This is a genomic window from Extensimonas soli, from assembly GCF_029211265.1.
GTDB classification, from domain to species: Bacteria; Pseudomonadota; Gammaproteobacteria; order Burkholderiales; family Burkholderiaceae_C; genus Extensimonas; species Extensimonas soli.
In genome coordinates, this window is record NZ_JARGEL010000021.1 from 113,120 (window position 1) to 133,287 (window position 20,168).

14 protein-coding genes are annotated in these 20,168 nt (G+C 67.6%); 3 read left to right on the forward strand and 11 right to left on the reverse strand.

Features of this window, described 5'->3' with window-relative positions; translation table 11 throughout:
- Nucleotide 1: 1 nt before the first annotated feature.
- From PYV55_RS09880 to dnaG, 11 genes are all read right to left on the reverse strand, one after another.
- Nucleotides 2-358: a ComEA family DNA-binding protein gene (locus tag PYV55_RS09880; protein ID WP_275850547.1), complete on the reverse strand. Its 357-nt coding sequence runs from the start codon at nt 356-358 to the stop codon at nt 2-4.
- 37 nt (nt 359-395) lie between these two features.
- Entirely contained in the window at nt 396-1,553 is a 1,158-nt protein-coding gene (gene lapB / locus PYV55_RS09885; protein ID WP_275850548.1) for a lipopolysaccharide assembly protein LapB, read from the reverse strand.
- Nucleotides 1,543-1,878 carry a LapA family protein gene (locus PYV55_RS09890; protein ID WP_275850549.1) on the reverse strand — a complete coding sequence of 112 codons (336 nt, stop codon included), beginning with the start codon at nt 1,876-1,878 and terminating at the stop codon, nt 1,543-1,545. The genes lapB and PYV55_RS09890 overlap by 11 nt, the downstream gene beginning before the upstream one ends.
- Before the next feature lie 113 nt (nt 1,879-1,991).
- Nucleotides 1,992-2,315: an integration host factor subunit beta gene (locus tag PYV55_RS09895; protein WP_275850550.1), complete on the reverse strand. Its 324-nt coding sequence runs from the start codon at nt 2,313-2,315 to the stop codon at nt 1,992-1,994.
- Between the two features lie 106 nt (nt 2,316-2,421).
- On the reverse strand, nt 2,422-4,128 hold the full coding sequence (rpsA, locus tag PYV55_RS09900) for a 30S ribosomal protein S1 (protein ID WP_275850612.1): 1,707 nt from the start codon (nt 4,126-4,128) through the stop codon (nt 2,422-2,424).
- A 118-nt stretch (nt 4,129-4,246) separates the two neighbouring features.
- Nucleotides 4,247-6,283 (reverse strand): bifunctional 3-phosphoshikimate 1-carboxyvinyltransferase/cytidylate kinase, encoded by a 2,037-nt coding sequence (locus PYV55_RS09905; protein WP_275850551.1) that lies wholly within the window; start codon nt 6,281-6,283, stop codon nt 4,247-4,249.
- Nucleotides 6,284-6,306: 23 nt separating this feature from the next.
- Nucleotides 6,307-7,203 (reverse strand): prephenate dehydrogenase, encoded by an 897-nt coding sequence (locus tag PYV55_RS09910; RefSeq protein ID WP_275850552.1) that lies wholly within the window; start codon nt 7,201-7,203, stop codon nt 6,307-6,309.
- A gap of 9 nt (nt 7,204-7,212) precedes the next feature.
- Entirely contained in the window at nt 7,213-8,310 is a 1,098-nt protein-coding gene (gene pheA, locus PYV55_RS09915; RefSeq protein ID WP_275850553.1) for a prephenate dehydratase, read from the reverse strand.
- A gap of 63 nt (nt 8,311-8,373) precedes the next feature.
- On the reverse strand, nt 8,374-9,483 hold the full coding sequence (gene serC, locus PYV55_RS09920) for a 3-phosphoserine/phosphohydroxythreonine transaminase (protein ID WP_275850554.1): 1,110 nt from the start codon (nt 9,481-9,483) through the stop codon (nt 8,374-8,376).
- Nucleotides 9,484-9,556: 73 nt separating this feature from the next.
- The gene (gene gyrA / locus PYV55_RS09925; RefSeq protein ID WP_275850555.1) at nt 9,557-12,202 is read right to left on the reverse strand and encodes a DNA gyrase subunit A; all 2,646 of its coding nucleotides are present in this window, start codon (nt 12,200-12,202) and stop codon (nt 9,557-9,559) included.
- Nucleotides 12,203-12,288: 86 nt separating this feature from the next.
- A complete protein-coding gene (dnaG, locus tag PYV55_RS09930; RefSeq protein ID WP_275850556.1) occupies nt 12,289-14,199 on the reverse strand; it encodes a DNA primase in 1,911 nt (636 codons plus the stop codon).
- A gap of 162 nt (nt 14,200-14,361) precedes the next feature.
- On the opposite strand from dnaG, the gene PYV55_RS09935 reads away from it, so the two are divergent.
- The 3 genes from PYV55_RS09935 (at nt 14,362) to PYV55_RS09945 (ending at nt 20,081) form a co-directional block, all read left to right on the forward strand.
- Nucleotides 14,362-16,008, forward strand: a complete 1,647-nt coding sequence (locus PYV55_RS09935) for an acyl-CoA synthetase (RefSeq protein WP_275850557.1) — start codon at nt 14,362-14,364, stop codon at nt 16,006-16,008.
- Nucleotides 16,009-16,143: 135 nt separating this feature from the next.
- Nucleotides 16,144-18,987: a DUF349 domain-containing protein gene (locus PYV55_RS09940; protein ID WP_275850567.1), complete on the forward strand. Its 2,844-nt coding sequence runs from the start codon at nt 16,144-16,146 to the stop codon at nt 18,985-18,987.
- Nucleotides 18,984-20,081 carry a cation diffusion facilitator family transporter gene (locus PYV55_RS09945; protein WP_275850586.1) on the forward strand — a complete coding sequence of 366 codons (1,098 nt, stop codon included), beginning with the start codon at nt 18,984-18,986 and terminating at the stop codon, nt 20,079-20,081. Before PYV55_RS09940 ends, PYV55_RS09945 begins: the two co-directional genes overlap by 4 nt.
- Nucleotides 20,082-20,168 lie beyond the last annotated feature (87 nt).

The window sequence follows — 20,168 nt, forward strand, 5'->3', positions numbered from 1 at the left end:
CTCACTGAGCCGGCGGCTCTTCGGTCGCCCGCTTTTTGCTGCGCGTGGGCTTTCCTTGCGCGGCATCGAAAGGCTGGCCATTGACCGTCAGGCCCTCCGCCGAGAGCCGTGCTGCCGAGCGCGGACCCACGCCGGAAACGCGGCTGAGAAAGTCGCTCCAGTCTTGAAATGGCGCCTGGTCGCGCGCCTCGAGGATGCGCCGCGACAATGCCGGGCCTATGCCCTTGAGGCCGTCGAGTTCGGCCACGCTGGCACGGTTGAGCTCCACAGGGCCCGCGTCGGCGGCAAATGCCGCAGTCGCGCCAAGGCTCAGCAGGGCATACAACAGAATGCACGTGGACAGGATGCGCTGCAACATGATGGGTGCTTTCCTCGCGTCACTTCGTTGGCAGGATTCACAGTTCCTCGACGCGCCGCGGCGGGTAGCTGTCCCAGGACTGGCAGCCCGGGCAGTGCCAGAAATGCTGGCGCGCTTCGAAGCCGCAGGCGGCGCAGCGGTAGCGCAGCAGCGGCTTGGTTGCGTGGTCGAGCGCGCGCTGCACCTGCGGGTGAAATTCCTCGTGCTCGAACTTTTCCTTGGCCAGCCATTGCGCTGCGGCGACGAGGGACAGCTCCTTGTCGAGGTGTTTGATCCACCACTGCTGCGTCGCCTGTGGGTTGCCGGATTGCGCCGCCTCGAGCGTGACGATGGTCTGCAGCAGGTCCAGCGCAGGCGCTGCGACATAGTGGGTGTGCAGCAGGGCGAGCGCCTGCGGCGCCTGGCCCGCGGCTTGCGCCGCCTCGGCCAGCAAGGAGGCTGCCAAGGGCAGCGCGGCCGGCGCGCGTTCGGCGAGGGTTTGCAAGCTGGTGAGCGCCGCGGCGCTGCGTCCTTGCGCTTGTTGCAGGCGGGCGAGCTCCAGGCGCGGGCGCGGTGCATCGGGCGCGGTGGCCACGGCCTGCTCGAGCAGCGCCAGCGCGGCCGCGGTGTCACCCGCGGCGTGGCGCGTCTGTGCCTGTTCGCACAGGTAATGCGCAAGCCGCGCGCTGAAGTCGCCGTGCCCGGCTGCATGCAGCTTGTGCGCGATCGTGGCGGCCTGCGGCCAGTCGCGTGAGCGTTCGTAGAGCGCGAGCAGGGCCAGGCGTGCCTGCTCCTCGAAGGGCGTGCCCTCGAGCGGCAGCAGGGCGGCTTCGGCGCGGTCGAGCAGCCCGGCCTTGAGGAAGTCCAGCGCCAGCGCGTACTGCGCGCGTTCGCGGTCGCCTTGGCTCAGATCGCCGCGCGCGATGAGGTGCTCGTGCACGCGCACAGCGCGGTCGTACTCGCCGCGGCGGCGAAACAGGTTGCCCAGGGCAAAGTGCAGTTCGGAAGTGTCGGGGTCGTTCTGTACGGCTTCGATGAAGGCATCGATGGCCTGGTCCTGCTGCTCGTTGAGCAGAAAGTTGAGCCCTTTGAAGTACGCCTTGGGGGCACTGCGGTTTTCGGTGCGCAACTGCCGCAGGTCTATGCGCGAGGCCACCCAGCCCAGCATGAAGGCCAGCGGCAGACCCAGCAGCAGCCAGCTGAGGTCAAATTCCATGGAAAGGTGGCATTTCTGCCGCAGAAGAGGGAACGGCCGGGACGCTTGGTGCGGCAGCGGTAGCAGCTTCGGGGGCGGGTTGGCTCTCCACCCTCTGCTTTTCGGCACGGCGTGCCGCGTTGCGGTGCTTCCACCAGCGCGGCACCATCACGAGCATGCCAGCCAGAAGCCCCAGGGCGAACGCCGCCAGCACCACCAGCACCAGCGGAGCGCGCCACTCCATGCCGAAGAAGAAATGCACAGTGGCATCTTGCTGGTTGTTCAGCGCGAACGCGAACAAGGTGAAAAATATGGCTGCCTTGAGCAGCCACAGAACGTATTTCATGGGCCTCTCCGATGGAGCAGCGATTGTAGAAGGCGGTGTGCAGTCACGCAGCACGTGAATGCAGGGAATGTGCGGCGCCCCATCGCATCACGTCAGCGCGACGGGCTACTTTTTTAGGAGCTTATTGGCGCCGCCTCGCCGTGCTGCGCGGCAGCCGGTCGCTGGTCCACGGCCTCGCGCAAGGCCTTACCGGACTTGAAGCGCGGCACGCGGCGCTCGGGAATGGCCACGGCAGCGCCGCTGCGCGGGTTGCGCCCCGTGCGCGCCGGCAGGTGGTTCACAAAAAAGCTGCCAAAGCCGCGGATTTCGACGCGCTGCCCACGCACCATCGCTTCACCGAGGGCGTCGAGAATGGTCTTCACGGCCTGTTCGGCGTCACGCTGCGTCAATTGTTCGAAGCGCTCGGCCAGGGCTTCGACGAGGTCTGATCGGGTCATGGCGGGGCTTTGTGGGTGAGGATGGAAAAGAAACGAACGGGCGCACTCGGCGCCCGTTCGGTGAAAAAGGGCATGCAGGCGAAATCGCCCGCATGCCACCTACGGCTTACTTCTCGGCGGTATCGAGCTTGGCGCGCAGCAGGGCGCCCAGGCTGGTCGTGCCGGCGCTTTCGCGTGCCGATTGCTGCGACAGGCTGTGCATGGCTTCCTGCTGGTCGGCCGCGTCTTTTTGCCGGATCGACAGCTGGATGTTGCGGGTCTTGCGGTCGATGTTGGTGATGATGGCCGTGACTTCGTCGCCTTCCTTGAGCACGTTGCGTGCGTCATCGACGCGGTCGCGCGAGATTTCGGAAGCACGCAGGTAGCCGACGATGTCCTGCCCCAGATCGATTTCGGCGCCCTTGGCGTCGACCGACTTGACCTTGCCGGACACGGTCTGGCCCTTGTCGTTGACGGTCACGAAGGTGGTGAACGGGTCCTGGTCGAGCTGCTTGATGCCCAGGCTGATGCGCTCGCGCTCCACATCGACGGCCAGCACGACGGCTTCGACTTCCTGGCCCTTCTTGTAGTTGCGCACGGCGGCTTCGCCGGGCTCGTTCCAGGACAGGTCGGACAGGTGCACCAGGCCGTCGATGCCCGCGGCCAGGCCGACGAACACGCCGAAGTCGGTAATGGACTTGATCGGGCCCTTGACGCGGTCGCCGCGCTTGGTGTTCTGCGCGAATTCCTGCCAGGGGTTGGCACGGCACTGCTTCATGCCCAGGCTGATGCGGCGCTTGTCCTCGTCGATCTCGAGCACCATGACTTCCACCTCGTCGCCCAGGGAGACGATCTTGGACGGTGCGATGTTCTTGTTGGTCCAGTCCATTTCAGAGACGTGCACCAGGCCTTCGATGCCGGGTTCGAGCTCGACGAAGGCGCCGTAGTCGGCGATGTTGGTGACCTTGCCGAACAGGCGCGTGCCGGCCGGGTAGCGGCGCGATACACCCATCCACGGGTCGTCGCCCATTTGCTTGAGGCCCAGGCTGACGCGGTTTTTCTCGGTGTCGAACTTGAGCACCTTGGCGGTGATTTCCTGACCCGGCTGCACCACTTCGCTCGGGTGGCGCACGCGGCGCCACGCCATGTCGGTGATGTGCAGCAGGCCGTCGATGCCGCCCAGATCGACGAAGGCGCCGTATTCGGTGATGTTCTTGACCACGCCGTGCACGATGGCGCCTTCCTTGAGCGTTTCCATCAGCTTGGCGCGCTCTTCGCCCATGGAGGCTTCGACCACGGCGCGGCGGCTCAGCACCACGTTGTTGCGCTTGCGGTCGAGCTTGATGACCTTGAACTCCATGGTCTTGTTTTCGTACGGAGTGAGGTCTTTGACGGGGCGCGTGTCGATCAGCGAGCCGGGCAGGAAGGCGCGGATGCCGTTGACCATGACGGTGAGGCCGCCCTTGACCTTGCCGGAGGTGGTGCCGGAGACGAATTCGCCAGATTCCAGGGCTTTTTCGAGGCTCATCCACGAGGCCAGGCGCTTGGCGGTGTCGCGCGAGAGGATGGTGTCGCCGTAGCCGTTTTCGATGGAGCTGATGGCCACGGGCACGAATTGCCCGGGTTCGACATCGATTTCGCCCTGATCGTTCTTGAACTCTTCAATGGGAATGTAGGCTTCGGACTTCAGGCCGGCGTTGACGACCACGAAGTTGTGTTCCACGCGCACGACTTCGGCGGGGATGACTTCGCCCGGTCGCATTTCGGTACGCTGCAGGGATTCTTCGAACAGGGCGGCAAAAGATTCAGACATGGGTTTCCTTGCCGCAAACAGGTTTCCGTCAGCACCATTGCTGCCGTTTTTAGGGCTGCTTGCGGTCGTTGTGCGGCATGGCCGCGGGTTGAGAAACAATGGGCCCACACCGCAGCTGGCGCGGCGGCGTGGTACGAAATCAGCCCGGCGCGCGGGGCGCGAAGGGCTGACGCTCCTGCCACCAGGCCAACACCTGTTCGACGGTTTGCTCTATCGTCAAGTGGGAGTTGTCCAGCAGCAGGGCATCCTGCGCCGGCTGCATGGGCGCAACGCTGCGCGTGCTGTCGCGTGCGTCGCGCGCCTCGAGGTCGGCGCGAAGGTCGGCGATGTTAGCACAAAAGCCTTTAGAAATCAATTGGTTATAGCGCCTTTCGGCGCGTTGCTGAGCGCTTGCGGTCAAAAAGACCTTGAGCGGCGCGTCGGGGAAGATCACGGTGCCCATGTCGCGCCCGTCTGCCACGAGGCCCGGCAGGCGTCTGAAGCCGTGTTGCAGCGCCACCAGCGCCTGGCGCACCGCGGGCAGGGCCGAGACGCGCGAGGCATTCATGCCGGCGTCTTCGGTGCGGATGGCGTCGCTCACGTCGTCGGCGCCCAGCAGCACGCGGGCGCCTTCGAAGCGCACGGGCAACTGGCGCGCAAGCTCGGCGATGCGCGCTTCGTGCACCTCGGCGATGGTGAGGCCGGCGCGCAGCGCCGCGAGTGCCGCAATGCGGTACATCGCGCCCGAGTCGAGAAAGTGGTAGCCCAGGCGCTGCGCGAGCAGCGCCGCCACCGTGCCCTTGCCCGAGGCCGTGGGGCCGTCGATGCAGAGTACGGGGATGTGCTGGGGCGCGGTCTGCACGACGGAGAACAGCGCCTCGAAATAATCAGGAAAGGTCTTGGCCACGCACTTGGGGTCTTCGATGCGCACGGGCAGGCGCGCCGGGTTGAAGGCCGCGAGGGCAAAGCACATGGCCACGCGGTGGTCGTCGTAGGTGTGGATGCTTGCGGCACGCCAGTCGGCCGCGCGGGCGGGCGGGGTGATGCGCAGGAAGTCGGCGCCTTCTTCGACCTGCGCGCCGAGCTTGCGCAGCTCGGTGGCCATCGCCGCGAGGCGGTCGGTTTCTTTGACGCGCCAGCTCGCGATGTTGCGCAAGGTGGTCGTGCCCTCGGCGTAGAGCGCCATCACGGCGAGCGTCATGGCCGCGTCAGGGATGTGGTTGCAGTCCAGGTCCAGCGCCTGCAAGGGCCAGCGGCCGCGCTGCACCTGCAGCCAGTTGGGCCCGCCCGTGACCTGCGCACCCATGGCGCGCGCGGCCTCGACAAAACGGATGTCACCTTGGATCGAATTCAGGCCCAGCCCCAGGATTTTGATGCCGTTTTGCCCCTCAGCGCTTGCTGCGATTGCGCCAAGTGCTATGAAATAGCTGGCAGACGAGGCGTCGGCCTCGACGTGGATCTTGCCCGGCGAGCGGTAGCGGTTGCCGGCGGGGATGGTGAAGCGCTGCCAGTTTTCATGCGCCACCTCGATGCCGAAGCGCGCGAGCAGCTGCAGCGTGATCGCAATGTAGGGTTTGGAAATCAGCTCGCCCAGCACCTCGACGTGCACGTCCTGCTGCGTGGCAACGAGCGGCAGCGCCATGAGCAGGGCCGTGAGGAACTGGCTGGAGACATCGCCGCGCACGCGGATCGGCGCCTGCAGCGCGAGCGCGGGCAGGCCATCCGCGTGCTCGATGCGCAGCGGCGGGTAGCCCTCGTTGCCGAGACAGGTGATGCGGCAGCCGAGCTGGCGCAGCGCATCGACCAGGTCGCCGATGGGGCGCTCGTGCATGCGCGCCACGCCGTAGAGCTCGAATTGGCCGCCGAGCAGCGCCAGCGCCGCCGTGAGCGGGCGCATGGCCGTGCCCGCGTTGCCCAGAAAAAGCCGCGCCGGCGAACGCGGCGCACGTGCGCCCAGCCCGGTGATGCGCACGCTGTGCGCCTGCTCACCCGGCTCGACCGTGCAGCCGATGTCGCGCAGCGAAGCCAGCATGACGCGCGTGTCGTCCGAGTCGAGCAGGTCGTCAATGGTGGTCGTGCCCTCGCTCAGTGCGGCAAGCAGCAGCACGCGGTTGGAGATGCTCTTGGAGCCCGGCAGTTGCACGGTGCCGCCTGCGGTGGCGAGCGGCGGCAGATCGAGGAAGGCGGTGGCGTACATCGGCGCGGTGTCAAACCTGAGTGTCAAAGCAAAGGGGTGGTGGTGCCCAGCGTGCGGTCGGCGCCCATGCGCCAGTGCGCGCGCGCGCCGCTCGCGAGCGTGAGCATGTCTTCGAGGGCCTGCGCGTCGCCTGTGCGCATGGCCTGCTCGAAGGTGTGCAGCGCCTGTTGAAAATGCTGCGACTGCTCCAGCACATGCTCTCGATTGGCGAGCAGAATGTCGCGCCACATCTTCGGCTCGCCCGCAGCGATGCGCGTGAAGTCGCGAAACCCCGGCCCTGCGAGCGCAAGAAAGGTGTCGCCCTCGGCCTGTCCGCAAATGCTTTGCATGAACGCAAACGCGAGCAAATGCGGCAGGTGGCTCACGGCGGCGAAGGCCTGGTCGTGCGTCTCGGGCGACATTTGCCGGACTTTGCAGCCCAGCGCCTGCCAAAGCTGCTCTGCTTTGCGCAGTTGTGCGCCCAGGGTGCGCTCGGTGGGCGTGAGCACGACCTGGCAGCCGCGGTAGAGCTGCGCGTCGGCAAACTCCACGCCGGCGACCTCGCGCCCCGTGACCGGGTGTGCGGGCACAAAGGAGCCGATCTGGCTGCCCAGCGCAGTGCGCGCGGCCTGCACCACGTCGTTCTTGGTCGAGCCCACGTCCATGACCAGCATGTCGCGTGTGACCAGGTGCTTGATGGACTTGAGGGTGGCTTCGGTCGCGGCCACGGGCACGGCCAGCAGCACCAGGTCGGCGCCGGCAGCGGCGAGCAGCGCCGAGGGCGCCGCGACGTCGATCACGCCGAGCTCGCGCGCGCGCTCGGTGGTCGAGGGTGATTTGCTGTAGCCGACCACGCGCCGCACGAGGCCCGCCTGCTTGAGGGCCAGCGCTAACGATCCGCCCATGAGGCCGCAGCCGATCAGGCCTAGTTGCTCAAACATCGCTGCTCCTCACGCGGCCACGGGGTAAGCGCCGAGCATCTTGTAGAACGCGCAGAGCCCGCGCAGTTCTTCGAGTGCGCGCGCCACATGCGGCTGCGACGGATGGCCGTCGAGGTCGATGTAGAAGTAATACTCCCAATGCCCTGTGCGCGCGGGGCGCGATTCGAAGCGCGTCATCGAGACACCGTGCGTCTTGAGCGGCACGAGCAGGTCGTGCACTGCGCCCGGACGGTTGGGCACCGAGACGACCAGGCTGGTGCAGTCCTTGCCCGAAGGCACCGGGGTTGCGAGCGTGTGCGGCAGGCAGATCACGGCAAAGCGCGTGCGGTTGTAGGCGTCGTCCTGGATCGCGTGCGCGACGATGTGCAGGCCAAACTGCGCAGCCGCGCGCTCGCTCGAGAGCGCGGCCCAGGCCGGGTTGGTGCTGGCCAGGCGCGCGCCCTCGGCGTTGCTTGCCACAGGGCGGCGTTCGGCGTGCGGCAGGTGCTTGGCGAGCCAGGCGTGGCACTGCGCGAGCGCCTGCGGGTGCGCGAGCACGGCTTCGATGCCGTCGAGCGAATTGAGCGTGCGCATGAGGTTGTGCCGCACCAGCAGGCTGACCTCGCCGACGATGTGCGTGGGCGAGTGCAAGAACAGGTCGAGCGAGCGCGCGACCACGCCTTCGGTGGAGTTTTCCACACCCACGACGCCGAATTGCGCGCTGCCCGCGGCCGTGGCGTGGAACACTTCGTCGAAGGTGGCGCAATACATCAGGTCGGCCGCGCCGCCGAAGAATTCGATCGCGGCCTGTTCGCAGAAGGTGCCTTCGGGGCCGAGCACGGCCACGCGCTGCGGCGCTTCGAGCGCGAGGCAGGCGGACATGATCTCGCGCCAGATAGCCGCCACGTGCGGCCCTTTGAGCGGACCGGGGTTGGCGTTTTGCATCTTCTCGATGACCTGCGCCACGCGGTCGGGGCGGAAAAACGGCGTGCCTTCGCGTTTTTTGACTTCACCGACCTGCTCGGCCACGAGCGCGCGGCGGTTCAGCAAGGAGAGCAGTTCCTGGTCTATGGCGTCGATCTGCGCGCGCAGCGGCGCGAGTTCAGGGGAAGCTTGGGGTTCGGTCATGGAATGGAAAAGGGCGTGCCGGCAGGCTCAGGCGCTCTCTGCGCGGGCTTCAGGTTCAGGCGTTCAGGCTTGTGTGCGTTCGAATTCTTGCATGTAGCCCACCAGCGCCTGCACGCCTTCGAGTGGCATGGCGTTGTAGAGGCTCGCGCGCATGCCGCCCACCGATTTGTGGCCTTTGAGCTGCAGCAGACCGTGGGCGCGCGCGCCGGCCAAAAAGGCCTCGTTGCGGCTTTCTTCGCGCAGGAAGAAGGGGATGTTCATGCGCGAGCGGCAGTGCGGCGCGACTTTGTTGTAGTACAGCTGCGAGCGGTCGATGGCGTCGTAGAGCAGCGCGGCCTTGGCGATGTTGCGCTGCTCGAGCGCAGCCACGCCACTGAGCGCGCCTTCGCGCTGGCGCGAAATCCACTGGAACACCAGCCCCGCGACGTAAATGCCCCAGGTCGGCGGGGTGTTGAACATCGACTGGTGCTCGGCCACGTTGCGCAAGTCGAAGGCGCTCGGGCACACGGGCAGCGCATGGCCCAGCAGGTCTTCGCGCACCACCACGATGGTCAAGCCCGCGGGGCCGAGGTTTTTCTGCGCGCCCGCAAAGGCGAGCCCGACGCGCGACCAATCGACGCTGCGCGAGGCCACGTGCGAGGAAAAGTCGATCACCAGCGGCGCCTCGCTGCCGAGCTGGCGCAAATCGGGCAAGGTGTGAAACTCCACGCCGTGGATGGTCTCGTTGCTGCACAGGTGCACGTAGCTCGCGCCGCGGCTCAGCTCCCAGCTCGCGGGTGGCGGCACGGTGGTGAAGCCGCTGTCTGCGCCCGAGGCGACGATGTTCACTTCGCTCGCGTACTTGTGCGCCTCGCGCTCGGACTTCTGGCTCCAGCTGCCCGTGACGACGAAGTCCACCACGCCGGCGCGCGAGAGGTTCAGCGGCACGATGGCGTTCTGCCCGAGTCCGCCGCCCTGCATGAACAGGATGCGAAAGTGCGCGGGCACGGCGAGCAGGGCGCGCAGATCGGCCTCGGCCTGCTCGTAGATAGAGATGAACTCCTTGCCGCGGTGGCTCATCTCCATCACGCCCATGCCGCAGCCGTGCCAATCGAGCATCTCGGCCGCGGCCTGCTCGAGCACCTCGACGGGCATGGTTGCGGGGCCGGCGGAAAAGTTGTAAGGGCGCTTCATGGTTTATAAGAAAAACAGGGCATTAGCGCAGATGTATCAAGCGCAAGCAGCTCATCATTCAATAGCATAGGCCTCAAACGGAATCCTCGCCCACGTCTGCATCGTCGGCGTCTGCGGCATCGCCGCCACCGGCCTGTGCGTCGTTTTCGACGATGCGCTGCAGGCCTATGAGCTGGGCGCCTTCGTCGAGCGCGATCAGCGTCACGCCCTGCGTGGCGCGGCCGAGTTCGCGGATTTCGGCGACGCGCGTGCGCACGAGCACGCCGGTGTCGGTGATGAGCATGATCTCGTCGTCGGGGTGCACCAGCGTCGCGGCCACGACCTTGCCGTTGCGCTCGCTTTGCTGGATCGCGATCATGCCCTTGGTGCCGCGGCCGTGGCGCGTGTATTCGGTGATCGGCGTGCGCTTGCCGTAGCCGTTTTCGGTGGCGGTGAGCACGCTTTGCGTTTCGTCCTCGGCCACGAGCATGGCGATCACGCGCTGGCCTTCCTCGAGCTGCATGCCGCGCACGCCGCGCGCGTTGCGGCCCATGGGGCGCACGTCGTTTTCGTCGAAGCGCACGGCCTTGCCGCCGTCGGAAAACAGCATCACGTCGTGCTTGCCGTCGGTGAGCGCCGCGCCGATCAGATAGTCGCCCTCGTCCAGATCAACGGCGATGATGCCGGCCTTGCGCGGGTTGCTGAATTCAGGCAGCGCGGTTTTCTTCACGGTCCCCATGCTCGTGGCCATGAACACATAGCGGTCTTCGGGGAAGCTGCGCGCCTCGCCCGTGAGCGGCAACACGACGGTGATTTTCTCGCCCTCGGCGAGCGGAAACATGTTCACGATGGGCCGCCCGCGCGAGCCGCGCGAGCCTGTGGGCGCTTCCCACACCTTGAGCCAATACAGCCGCCCGCGGTTGGAAAAGCACAGGATGTAGTCGTGCGTGTTGGCGATGAAGAGCTGGTCTATCCAGTCGTCCTCTTTGGTCGCCGTGGCCAGCTTGCCGCGCCCGCCGCGTTTTTGTGCGCGGTATTCCGACAGCGGCTGCGCCTTGATGTAGCCCGCATGGCTCAGCGTGACCACCATGTCGGTGGGCGTGATCAGGTCTTCGGTCGAGAGGTCTTGCGCGCTGTATTCGATCACGCTGCGGCGCGCGCCGAGCTTGGTCTGGCCGAACTCCTGCTTGAGCGCCGTGAGTTCTTCGGCCATGATGGCCGAGACGCGCTCGGGCCGGGCGAGGATGTCGAGCAGGTCTTCGATCGCCGCCATCACTTCCTTGTATTCGGCCACGATCTTGTCTTGCTCGAGGCCCGTGAGGCGCTGCAGGCGCATTTGCAGGATTTCCTGCGCCTGCGTCTCCGACAGGCGGTACAGGCCGTCGGCCTGCATGCCGAAGGCGCGCTCCAGCCCTTCGGGGCGGTAGTCGTCGGCGTTCACCACGCTGCCGTCTTCGCGGGCGCGCGTGAGCATCTGGCGCACGAGCTGGCTGTCCCAGCTGCGCGCCATGAGTTCGCTCTTGGCCACGGGCGGCGTGGGCGACTCGCGGATGATGCGGATGAACTCGTCGATGTTTGCGAGCGCCACGGCCAGCCCTTCGAGCACGTGGCCGCGCTCGCGCGCCTTGCGCAGCTCGAACACCGTGCGGCGCGTGACCACTTCGCGGCGGTGCTGCAAAAAGACCTGCACCAGGTCCTTGAGGTTGCACAACCGCGGCTGGCCGTCGACCAGCGCCACCATGTTGATGCCGAAGGTGTCCTGCAGCTGCGTCTGCTTGTAGAGGTTGTTGAGCACCACCTCGGGCACTTCGCCGCGCTTGAGCTCGATCACCAGGCGCATGCCGGATTTGTCGGATTCGTCCTGGATGTGGCTGATGCCCTCGAGCTTTTTCTCGTGCACGAGCTCGGCCATGCGCTCTTGCAGCGTCTTTTTGTTGACCTGGTAGGGCAGCTCATCGACCACGATGGCCTGGCGCTGGCCGCGGTCTATGTCCTCGAAGTGGCACTTGGCGCGCATCACCACTCTGCCGCGCCCGGTGCGGTAGCCCTCTTTGACGCCGTTGATGCCGTAGATGATGCCCGCGGTGGGGAAGTCCGGCGCGGGGATGATCTCCATCAGCTCGTCGATCGTGGCCTCGGGGTGCTGCAGCAGGTGCAGACAGGCATCGACCACTTCATTCAGGTTGTGCGGCGGGATGTTGGTTGCCATGCCCACGGCAATGCCGGCCGAGCCGTTGACGAGCAGATTGGGCAGCTTGCTCGGCAGCACCAGCGGTTCTTTTTCGCTGCCGTCGTAGTTGGGGCCGAAATCCACCGTTTCCTTGTCGATGTCGGCGAGCATTTCGTGTGCGATTTTTGCCAGGCGGATTTCGGTGTAACGCATCGCGGCCGCGTTGTCGCCATCGACCGAGCCGAAGTTGCCCTGGCCATCGACGAGCATGTGGCGCAGTGAAAAGTCCTGCGCCATGCGCACGATGGTGTCGTACACCGCAGAGTCGCCGTGCGGGTGGTATTTACCGATCACGTCGCCGACGATGCGCGCCGATTTTTTGTAAGGCCGGTTCCAGTCGTTGCTGAGCTCGTGCATGGCGAAGAGCACGCGCCGGTGCACGGGCTTGAGGCCGTCGCGCGCATCCGGCAGGGCGCGCCCCACGATCACGCTCATCGCGTAGTCGAGGTAGCTGCGCCGCATTTCTTCTTCGAGGCTGATCGGCAGGGTTTCTTTGGCAAACGGGTTCATAAAAAGCGACGGTCAGGGTGCCAGCAACAAGGCAAACGGGCATTTTAGGCGCTGGCATCCTGTCAGGCTGGCAGCCGCGGCACTTTTCACGAAGGGATGCGCAAGCTGTGCGCCGTCTCGAGCGCCTTGCGCCGGGCCTGCAGCTCGCGGTAGCGCTGCAGCGCTGCCGGGTCCTGGCTGGCCGTGGCGATGAGGGCGCTCTCTTCGGCCTTGATCTGTTCGATCAGCACGCGGTTGAGCAGGTCGCGCAGTTCGGCACGCAGCTCGTGCAGGTCGCCTTCGGTCTGGGCGTGCGAGCCGGTCATGAGCTTTTCGGCCAGCGGTGCGCAGGCGTGGCCGCGCAGGCGCTCGCGCAGCAGCGCCCAGGTCTGCGCACCGTGCTCGTGCAGCTGCTCTTCGAGCCAGACGAACAAGGGGCCGTGCGGCGGCGGCAGGGCGCAGAGGGCGGCATGGTCTTCGGGCGCAAGCTCTTCGAGGAAGGCCATGTGCGACAGCAGCAGCCGCACGGCGTGGTCGGCGCGGCTCGTGGGTGCGGAGCGCGGCAGGCGGGCGCGCCACGCCGTCGCGGCGTAAGGGCTGGGGGCAGTACCCGCGCCCCCGCCGCGCTGAGCGGGGTGCAGGCCGCCGCTGCGGCTGGTGCGCGGCCCGCCGCGCTGTGCCGCGCCTGGCGGCTGGGCGCCCGCGCCGGGCGCAGGGGGCTGGGCCTGGGCCCAAAATTCACTGAGCTCTGCAGTGTCGATTTGCGCGAGGCCCGCGATTTCGCCGAGCAGCTGGCGTTTGAGCAGCCCTTCGGGCAAAGCGCTCCACAGAGGCCGGGCGTGGTGCGTCATCTGCGCGCGGCCTTCGGGCGTGCCCAGGTCGCAGCCTTCGCTTGCGGCGTCGAGCAAAAAACGGCTCAGCGGCACCGCGTCGCCGATGTGGCGCGCAAACGCATCGCGGCCCCAGGCGCGGATGAAGCTGTCGGGGTCGTGCTCGGGCGGCAGGAACAAAAACTTGAAGCTGCGCGTGTCCTGCGCGTGGGGCAGGGCGGCGTCGAGCGCCTTGCGCGCGGCACGCCGGCCCGCGGCATCGCCGTCGAAGCTGAACACCACGGCGTCGGTAAAGCGCAGCAGCTTTTGCACATGCTCGGGCGTGCAGGCGGTGCCCAGCGTGGCCACCGCGTTCGGAAAGCCGAGCTGCGCGAGCGCCACCACGTCCATGTAGCCCTCGGTCACGAGCGCGTAGCCATGCTCGCGGATCGCGCTGCGCGCCTCGAACAGGCCGTACAGCTCGCGCCCCTTGTGAAACACCGGCGTTTCGGGCGAGTTGAGGTATTTGGGCTTTTCGTCGCCGAGCACGCGCCCGCCAAAGCCTATGCACTCGCCCTTGACGTTGCGGATCGGGAACATCACGCGGTCGCGAAAGCGGTCGTAGCGCTTGTGGTCTTCGGGCTGCACGATGACCAGGCCCGCCTCTTCGAGCAGCGGGTCGTCGTAATGGGCAAAGACGCCCGCGAGCTTGTGCCAGCCTTCGGGCGCGTACCCCAGGCCGTAGCGCTTGGCCACGACGCCCGAAACGCCGCGCTTTTTGAGGTAGGCGATGGCGCGTGGCGACTTGCGCAGCTCGTCGCCATAGGCGGCGGCGACACGCGCGAGCACTTCGGTCAGGGTGGCGCGCTGTTGCCGCTGGGCCGCGGCGCGTGCCTTGTCCTGCGCCGAGGCGTGTTCCTCGGGCACCTGCAGGCCGACTTGCTGCGCCAGCTCGTGCACGGCCTCGACAAAGTCCAGCCCCGCGTGCTCCATCAAAAAGCCGATCGCGTCGCCGCTCTTGCCGCAGCCGAAGCAGTGGAAGAACTGCTTGGACGGGCTCACGCTGAACGAGGGCGATTTTTCCGCGTGAAACGGGCACAGACCCATGAAATTGGCGCCGCTTTTCTTGAGCGGCACGTAGCGGCCCACGACGTCGACCACATCGACGCGCGCGAGCAGTTCTTCGATGAAAGACTGGGGGATGGACACGGCGCGATTGTCGCCCAAGGTTCGATGGTGGCGCCCACGCGAGGACGCGAGGACGCGAGCACCGCCCCGGCACTGTCTCGCCGGCTCTTTACATGGATCAGCCCCGCGTCCGCCGCTTTTGATGTAATCGGGTGTTTGTCCGAAAAACGCAAGGAGCCCTTCATGAGCAGCATCTTCGACCAGCACCTCGAACGCAACCCAGCCAACCACGCACCGCTTTCGCCCCTGTCCTTCATCGAGCGCACGGCCGAGGTGTACCCCGAGCGCCTGGCCATCGTGCACGGCGACCTGCGCCAGAACTGGCGCGACACCTACGCGCGCTGCCGGCGCCTGGCCAGCGCCCTGCGTCAGCGCGGCATAGGCAAGAACGACACCGTGGCCGTGATGCTGCCCAACACGCCGCCCATGGTCGAGGCGCACTTCGGCGTGCCCATGGCCGGCGCGGTGCTCAATGCGCTCAACACCCGGCTCGACCCTGAAGCCATCGCCTTCATGCTCGACCACGGCGAGGCGCGCGCGGTCATCGTCGACCCGGAATTCGCCCCCGTCATGGCCAAGGCCCTGGCCCTGCGCCAGAACCCGCAGCCGCTGCTGCTGATCGACGTGGAAGACGCCGTCTATGGCCCCGCGGCGCAGCGCCTGGGCAGCCTGAGCTACGAGGACTTGCTCGCCGAGGGCGACCCGCAGTTCGCCTGGGAGCTGCCCGCCGACGAGTGGGACGCGATCGCCCTCAACTACACCAGCGGCACCACGGGCAACCCCAAGGGCGTGGTCTATCACCACCGCGGCGCGGCGCTCAACGCCGTCTCCAACGTGCTCGAATGGGACATGCCCAAGCACGCGGTGTATCTGTGGACGCTGCCCATGTTCCACTGCAACGGCTGGTGTTTCCCGTGGACGGTGGCGGCGCGCGCAGGCGTGAACGTGTGCCTGCGCCGCGTCGAGGCGCAGGCCATTTTCGACGCCATGCGCCAGCACGGCGTGACGCACTACTGCGGCGCACCCATCGTGCACAGCCTGCTCGTGAATGCGCCGGCCGCGCTCAAAGAGGGCGTGCCCCAAGGCATCAAGGCTATGGTGGCAGGCGCCGCGCCGCCGGCCTCGATGATCGAAGGCATGGAAACCCTGGGCTTCGACCTCACGCATGTGTATGGCCTGACCGAGGTCTATGGCCCGGCCACCGTGTGCGCCAAGCAAGATGCCTGGAGCCAGCTCGACATCGGCGAGCGCGCGCGCCTGAATGCGCGCCAGGGCGTGCGCTACCACCTCGAGCGCGACGTGCGCGTGCTCGACCCCGAAACCATGCAGCCCGTGCCGCAGGACGGCGAAACCATGGGCGAGATCATGTTCCGCGGCAACATCGCGATGAAGGGCTACCTCAAGAACCCCGAGGCCACGGCAGAGGCTTTCCGCGGCGGCTGGTTCCATAGTGGTGACCTCGGCGTGCAATACCCGGACGGCTACATCAAGATCAAGGACCGCAGCAAGGACATCATCATCTCGGGCGGCGAGAACATTTCCTCGATCGAAGTCGAAGACGTGCTCTACCGCCACCCTGCCGTGCTCGCCGCCGCCGTGGTCGCCAGACCCGACCCGAAATGGGGCGAGACGCCCTGTGCCTTCATCGAGCTCAAGCCCGGCGCGCAGGTCACGGCGCAGGACATCATCGCCCATTGCCGCGCACATCTCGCAGGCTTCAAAGTGCCGCGCGCCGTGGTGTTTGGCGAGTTGCCCAAGACCAGCACGGGCAAGATCCAGAAGTTCGAACTGCGCAAGCAGGCCGGCTCGGCCACGGCCATCAACGTATAAATCTGTGGGGCGAAGGCGCGAAGCCGGTCAAAATAGCGCCTTTGCCAGACCCGAAGGGCTGTCGGCGATTTATCGCCCTTGCCGGCATTTGCCGGCTGCGCTGGGCCTTCGGTGTTTTCCCGATCGATTGGATTCATGTTTTCTCTTTTTTCCCGCAGCAAAATGTCCGACGCACCCGAAGTGACCCCGGCCCCGGCCAAGACCCATGAGCCGCATCCGCTCGATGCACTGACCGGCGGAGCCTTCTCGGCCGCCACATCCGGCGAACGCGCTGCGCGCATCCGCGAGTGGCTGGCCACCCAGCCCACGCCCGAGCAGCTGCAGGAAGTGTTCAAAGAGCTCAGCGCGCGCGACAAAGGGGCGGCGCGTGCGGTGCGCGAGCGGCTCGATGAAATCCGCCGTGCCAAGGCGCAGGAGGCCATTGCCGCCGAATGGGCCGAAAAAGCCCAGGCGCTGCTGGCCGCACCCAAGCTCAACATCGCCGACGCCCTGGCCTGGCAGCGCGACGCTGCCAAGGCGGGCGCGCCGCTGTCGCGCGAGCCGCTTGCCACGCTCAAGGCGCAGCTGGCCGAGCGCGTCAAGGTGATCGAAGACCTGCAGCACCGCGTGCAGGTGCAGCGCGAGGCCGCGGTGCTGCTCGCGCAGCGCATCGAAGTGCTCTCGACCAAGCCCTGGCGCGATGCGCAGGCCGCGCTCGAGCAGCTGCGCGCCGACGTCGCACGCTGGCAGGCGCAGGCCGAGGAGCTCACGGGCGACGCGAGCTGGGCGAGCGTGGAAGCGCGCTTTCCGCCGCTGCTCGAAACCTCGCGCACGCAGCTGCTCGCGGTGTGGGATGCCTTCCAGGCTGCGCTCGCGCAGGCCGTGGCCGCAGCCGAAGATGCGCAGGCGCCGCTGCCGCCCGTGCCCGTGTGGGCCGAAGAACTGCGCGCCGCACGCGGCCTGCCGAGCGAGGCCGCCGCGCGGCCCGAGCGCGCCGCCAAGCCCCAGACTGCGCAGATCGCGCCCGAATTGCGCGAAAAAGCCGAGCAGGCCGTGCGCAGCGCCCTCGCTGCGCTCGAACAGGCCACCGCCGAAGGCCAGGGCAAGGCCACCTCCGCCGCCGCCGCCGCGCTGCGTGCCACGCTCAAGGAGCACGGCAAACACATCGGCGCGGCCCTGGAGCAGCAGGTGCACCAGGCGCTGGTGGCCGCGGGTGAGCTCGAAGGCTGGCAGCGCTGGAGCGCCGACCAGCTGCGCGAAGAACTCGTCGCCAAGGCCGAGGCTCTGCTGCAGCGCCCCGAGGGCCAGGCGCTCGGCGGGCGCAAGATGCAGGAAACCTTGCGCCAGCTGCGCGAGCAATGGAAGCAGGCCGACCAGGGCGGCGCGCCCAACCATGCGCTGTGGAAGCGCTTCGACGAGGCCTGCAATGCCGCGCACAAAGTCGTCGAGGAATGGCTAGACAAAGTGCGCGCCGAAGCCGCGCAGCACCGCGCCCAGCGCGAGGCGCTGATCGAGGAGCTCAAAACCTGGGCGCAGACGCAGGCGCAAGCCCTTGCAGCCGCGGGCGACTGGAAGGGGCTGCAGCGCGCGCTGCACCAGTTTGCCGAACGCTGGCGCGACGCCGGGCACCTGGCCGAAAAGGTTTTTGCCGAGTTGCAACCGCTGTGGAAGCAGGCCCTGGCCGAAGCCAGCGCACCGCTCGAAGCCGCACAAAAAGAAAGCCTCGCCCGCCGCCACGCGCTGATCGAAGAGGCGCAGGCCCTGGCCGCCGCGCCGAGCTTGCGCATAGACGCCGTAAAGGCCTTGCAGCAGCGCTGGCAGGCTGAGGCGCAGGCAGTGCCGCTCGAGCGCAAGCTCGAGCAAAAGCTCTGGGAGTCGTTTCGCCAGCCGCTCGACGAGGCCTTTCAGCGCAAGTCGGCCGAGCGCAGCAAGGCTGAGGCCGCGCTCTCTGCGCGCGACCGCGCCGTGATCGACGCCGCGCGCGCCCTCGAAGCGGCAAGCGCGAGCGCCGATGCGCAGCAAATCCGCGCCGCCATGGCCGCGCTCGACGCCGCGTTGCACGCGCCCGCCGCGCCCGAACCTGGCGCTGCCCCCGCCGCGCCCGCTGCAGCAGCGCAGCCCACACCGGGCGCTGCAGAATCCGAACCAAATCAGCCCTTGGCGCCCGCTGAATCTGCACAAGCAGCTCCTGAAGGCGAAGCGAAATCGGTCGCAGAAGCGACGCCCGCCGCAGCTGCTGAAGCCGCGGCCGAAGGCACCGAGCCCCAACACGCGGCTCCCGCAACGACGCCCGCAAAGCCCGCACCGCGCCCCGTGATCGCCGTGCGCGGCGACGACCGCCCCGGCGTGCAGAAGAATCTGCCCGCCACCCACCCGCACGGCGCGCGGCCCGCAGGCCGACGCGATGTGCGCCACGAAGGCGGGCGCGCTGCGTTCGGGCGTGATGCCGGCCGAGCGGGCGAGCGCGCAGGGCGAGGCGGGTACGAGGGACGAGCTGGGTATGAAGGGCGCGAAGAACGCGCAGAGCGCGCCCCGCGCCTGGGCGACGCGGCCTTCCGCGCGCAGCGCGAAGCCCTGGAGCGCGCCCAGCTGGCGCTCAAAAAGCTCGCGGCGCAGGCGCACGGCGAAGTGCTCACGCACCTGCTCACAGCCTGGGAAAAGCGCGACCCTGCGCTCGTGCCCGCTGCGCAGGAGCTGGGCGCGCGCGTAAGCGCGGCGCAGCGCAATGCCTGGGTGCAGGCCCTGTCTGCGGCGCCCACGGCGTCTGCGGCAGACGCTGAGCAAACGCTGCTGCGCCTGGAGATCGCCGCCGAAGTGCCCACGCCCGCAGAGCAGTTGAGCGCGCGCCGGCTGCTGCAGCTGCAACTGCTCACGCGCCGCCACGATCCCGCGCCGGCGCAGACATGGGCGCAGGACATGGCCAAGCTGCTCGCTGCGCCCTACGACGCCGCGCAGGCGCGCCGCCTGCAAAACGTGCTCAAGGTGCTGCTGCGCAAATGAGCCAGGCCAAGGGGCAGGGCCAGGGCGGGGTGCCCGAAGCGCATGGGCCGGCACCGGACGCGGCGCCGCCCGCACCAACACCGGCTGTAGGGCAGGGCGGGGCCGAGCAAGGGCATGCCTGCCATACCGATCACGAACCCGCCGACGCCAGTCCCCCTGCCTGCGGCCCGCATGCGCACCACGGGCACCATGCACACTTTCACCCCGAGCACCACCACGGCCAGGCCCCGCAGGACTTCGGCCACGCGTTCGCGCTCGGCATCGCGCTCAACCTTGGCTTCGTCGTGCTCGAAGCGGCAAGCGGCTGGTGGGCCGGCTCGCTCGCCTTGCTTGCCGACGCGGCGCACAACCTGAGCGACGTGGCAGGTTTGGCGCTCGCCTGGGCAGGTGCCTGGGCACTGCGCCTCAAACCCGACGCACGCCACACCTATGGCTGGCAGCGCGCCTCCATCCTCGCGGCTTTTGCCAACGCGGTGCTGCTGTTTGCGGCCATGGGCTGGCTGGCCTGGGAGGCCGTGCAGCGCCTCGCGCAGCCGCAGGCCGTGCAGGGCTGGACGGTGGTGGGCGTGGCCGCTGCGGGCATCGTGGTCAACAGTGCCACGGCGCTGCTGTTTTTGCGCGGCCAGCACGGCGACCTGAACGTGCGCGGCGCCTTTTTGCACATGGCGGCCGACGCGCTGGTGTCGCTGGGCGTGGTGATTGCGGGCGCGCTGTACCTGTGGCGCGGCTGGGGCTGGTTGGACCCGGTGATGAGCCTCACGGTGGCCGTCGTGATCGTGCTCGGCAGCTGGGGGCTGCTGCGCGAATCCACGCGCCTGCTGTTCGACGGCGTACCCGAGCGCGTGGACCCACTCGCCGTGCGCGCTTACCTCGAGCAGCTGCCCGGCGTGGAGCGCGTGGACGACCTGCACATCTGGGCCATGGGCACCACGCAGATCGCGCTCTCGGCGCATTTGATCGCGCCCGGCGGGCCGCTCGGCGATGCTGCACTGCACCAGGCCGCCGCAGACCTGCGCAGCCGCTTCGGCATCCAGCACGCCACGCTACAGATCATGCAGCATCCTATCGAATCGCTGCGTGCGTCTCACGGTTAAGAGCTTTCATATCGCCCTCGTCCCGCTGCCGCACGCGCTAACATCCGCGCCTTCGTTTTTTCACCAACCGCCCAACCAAAGAGGAAT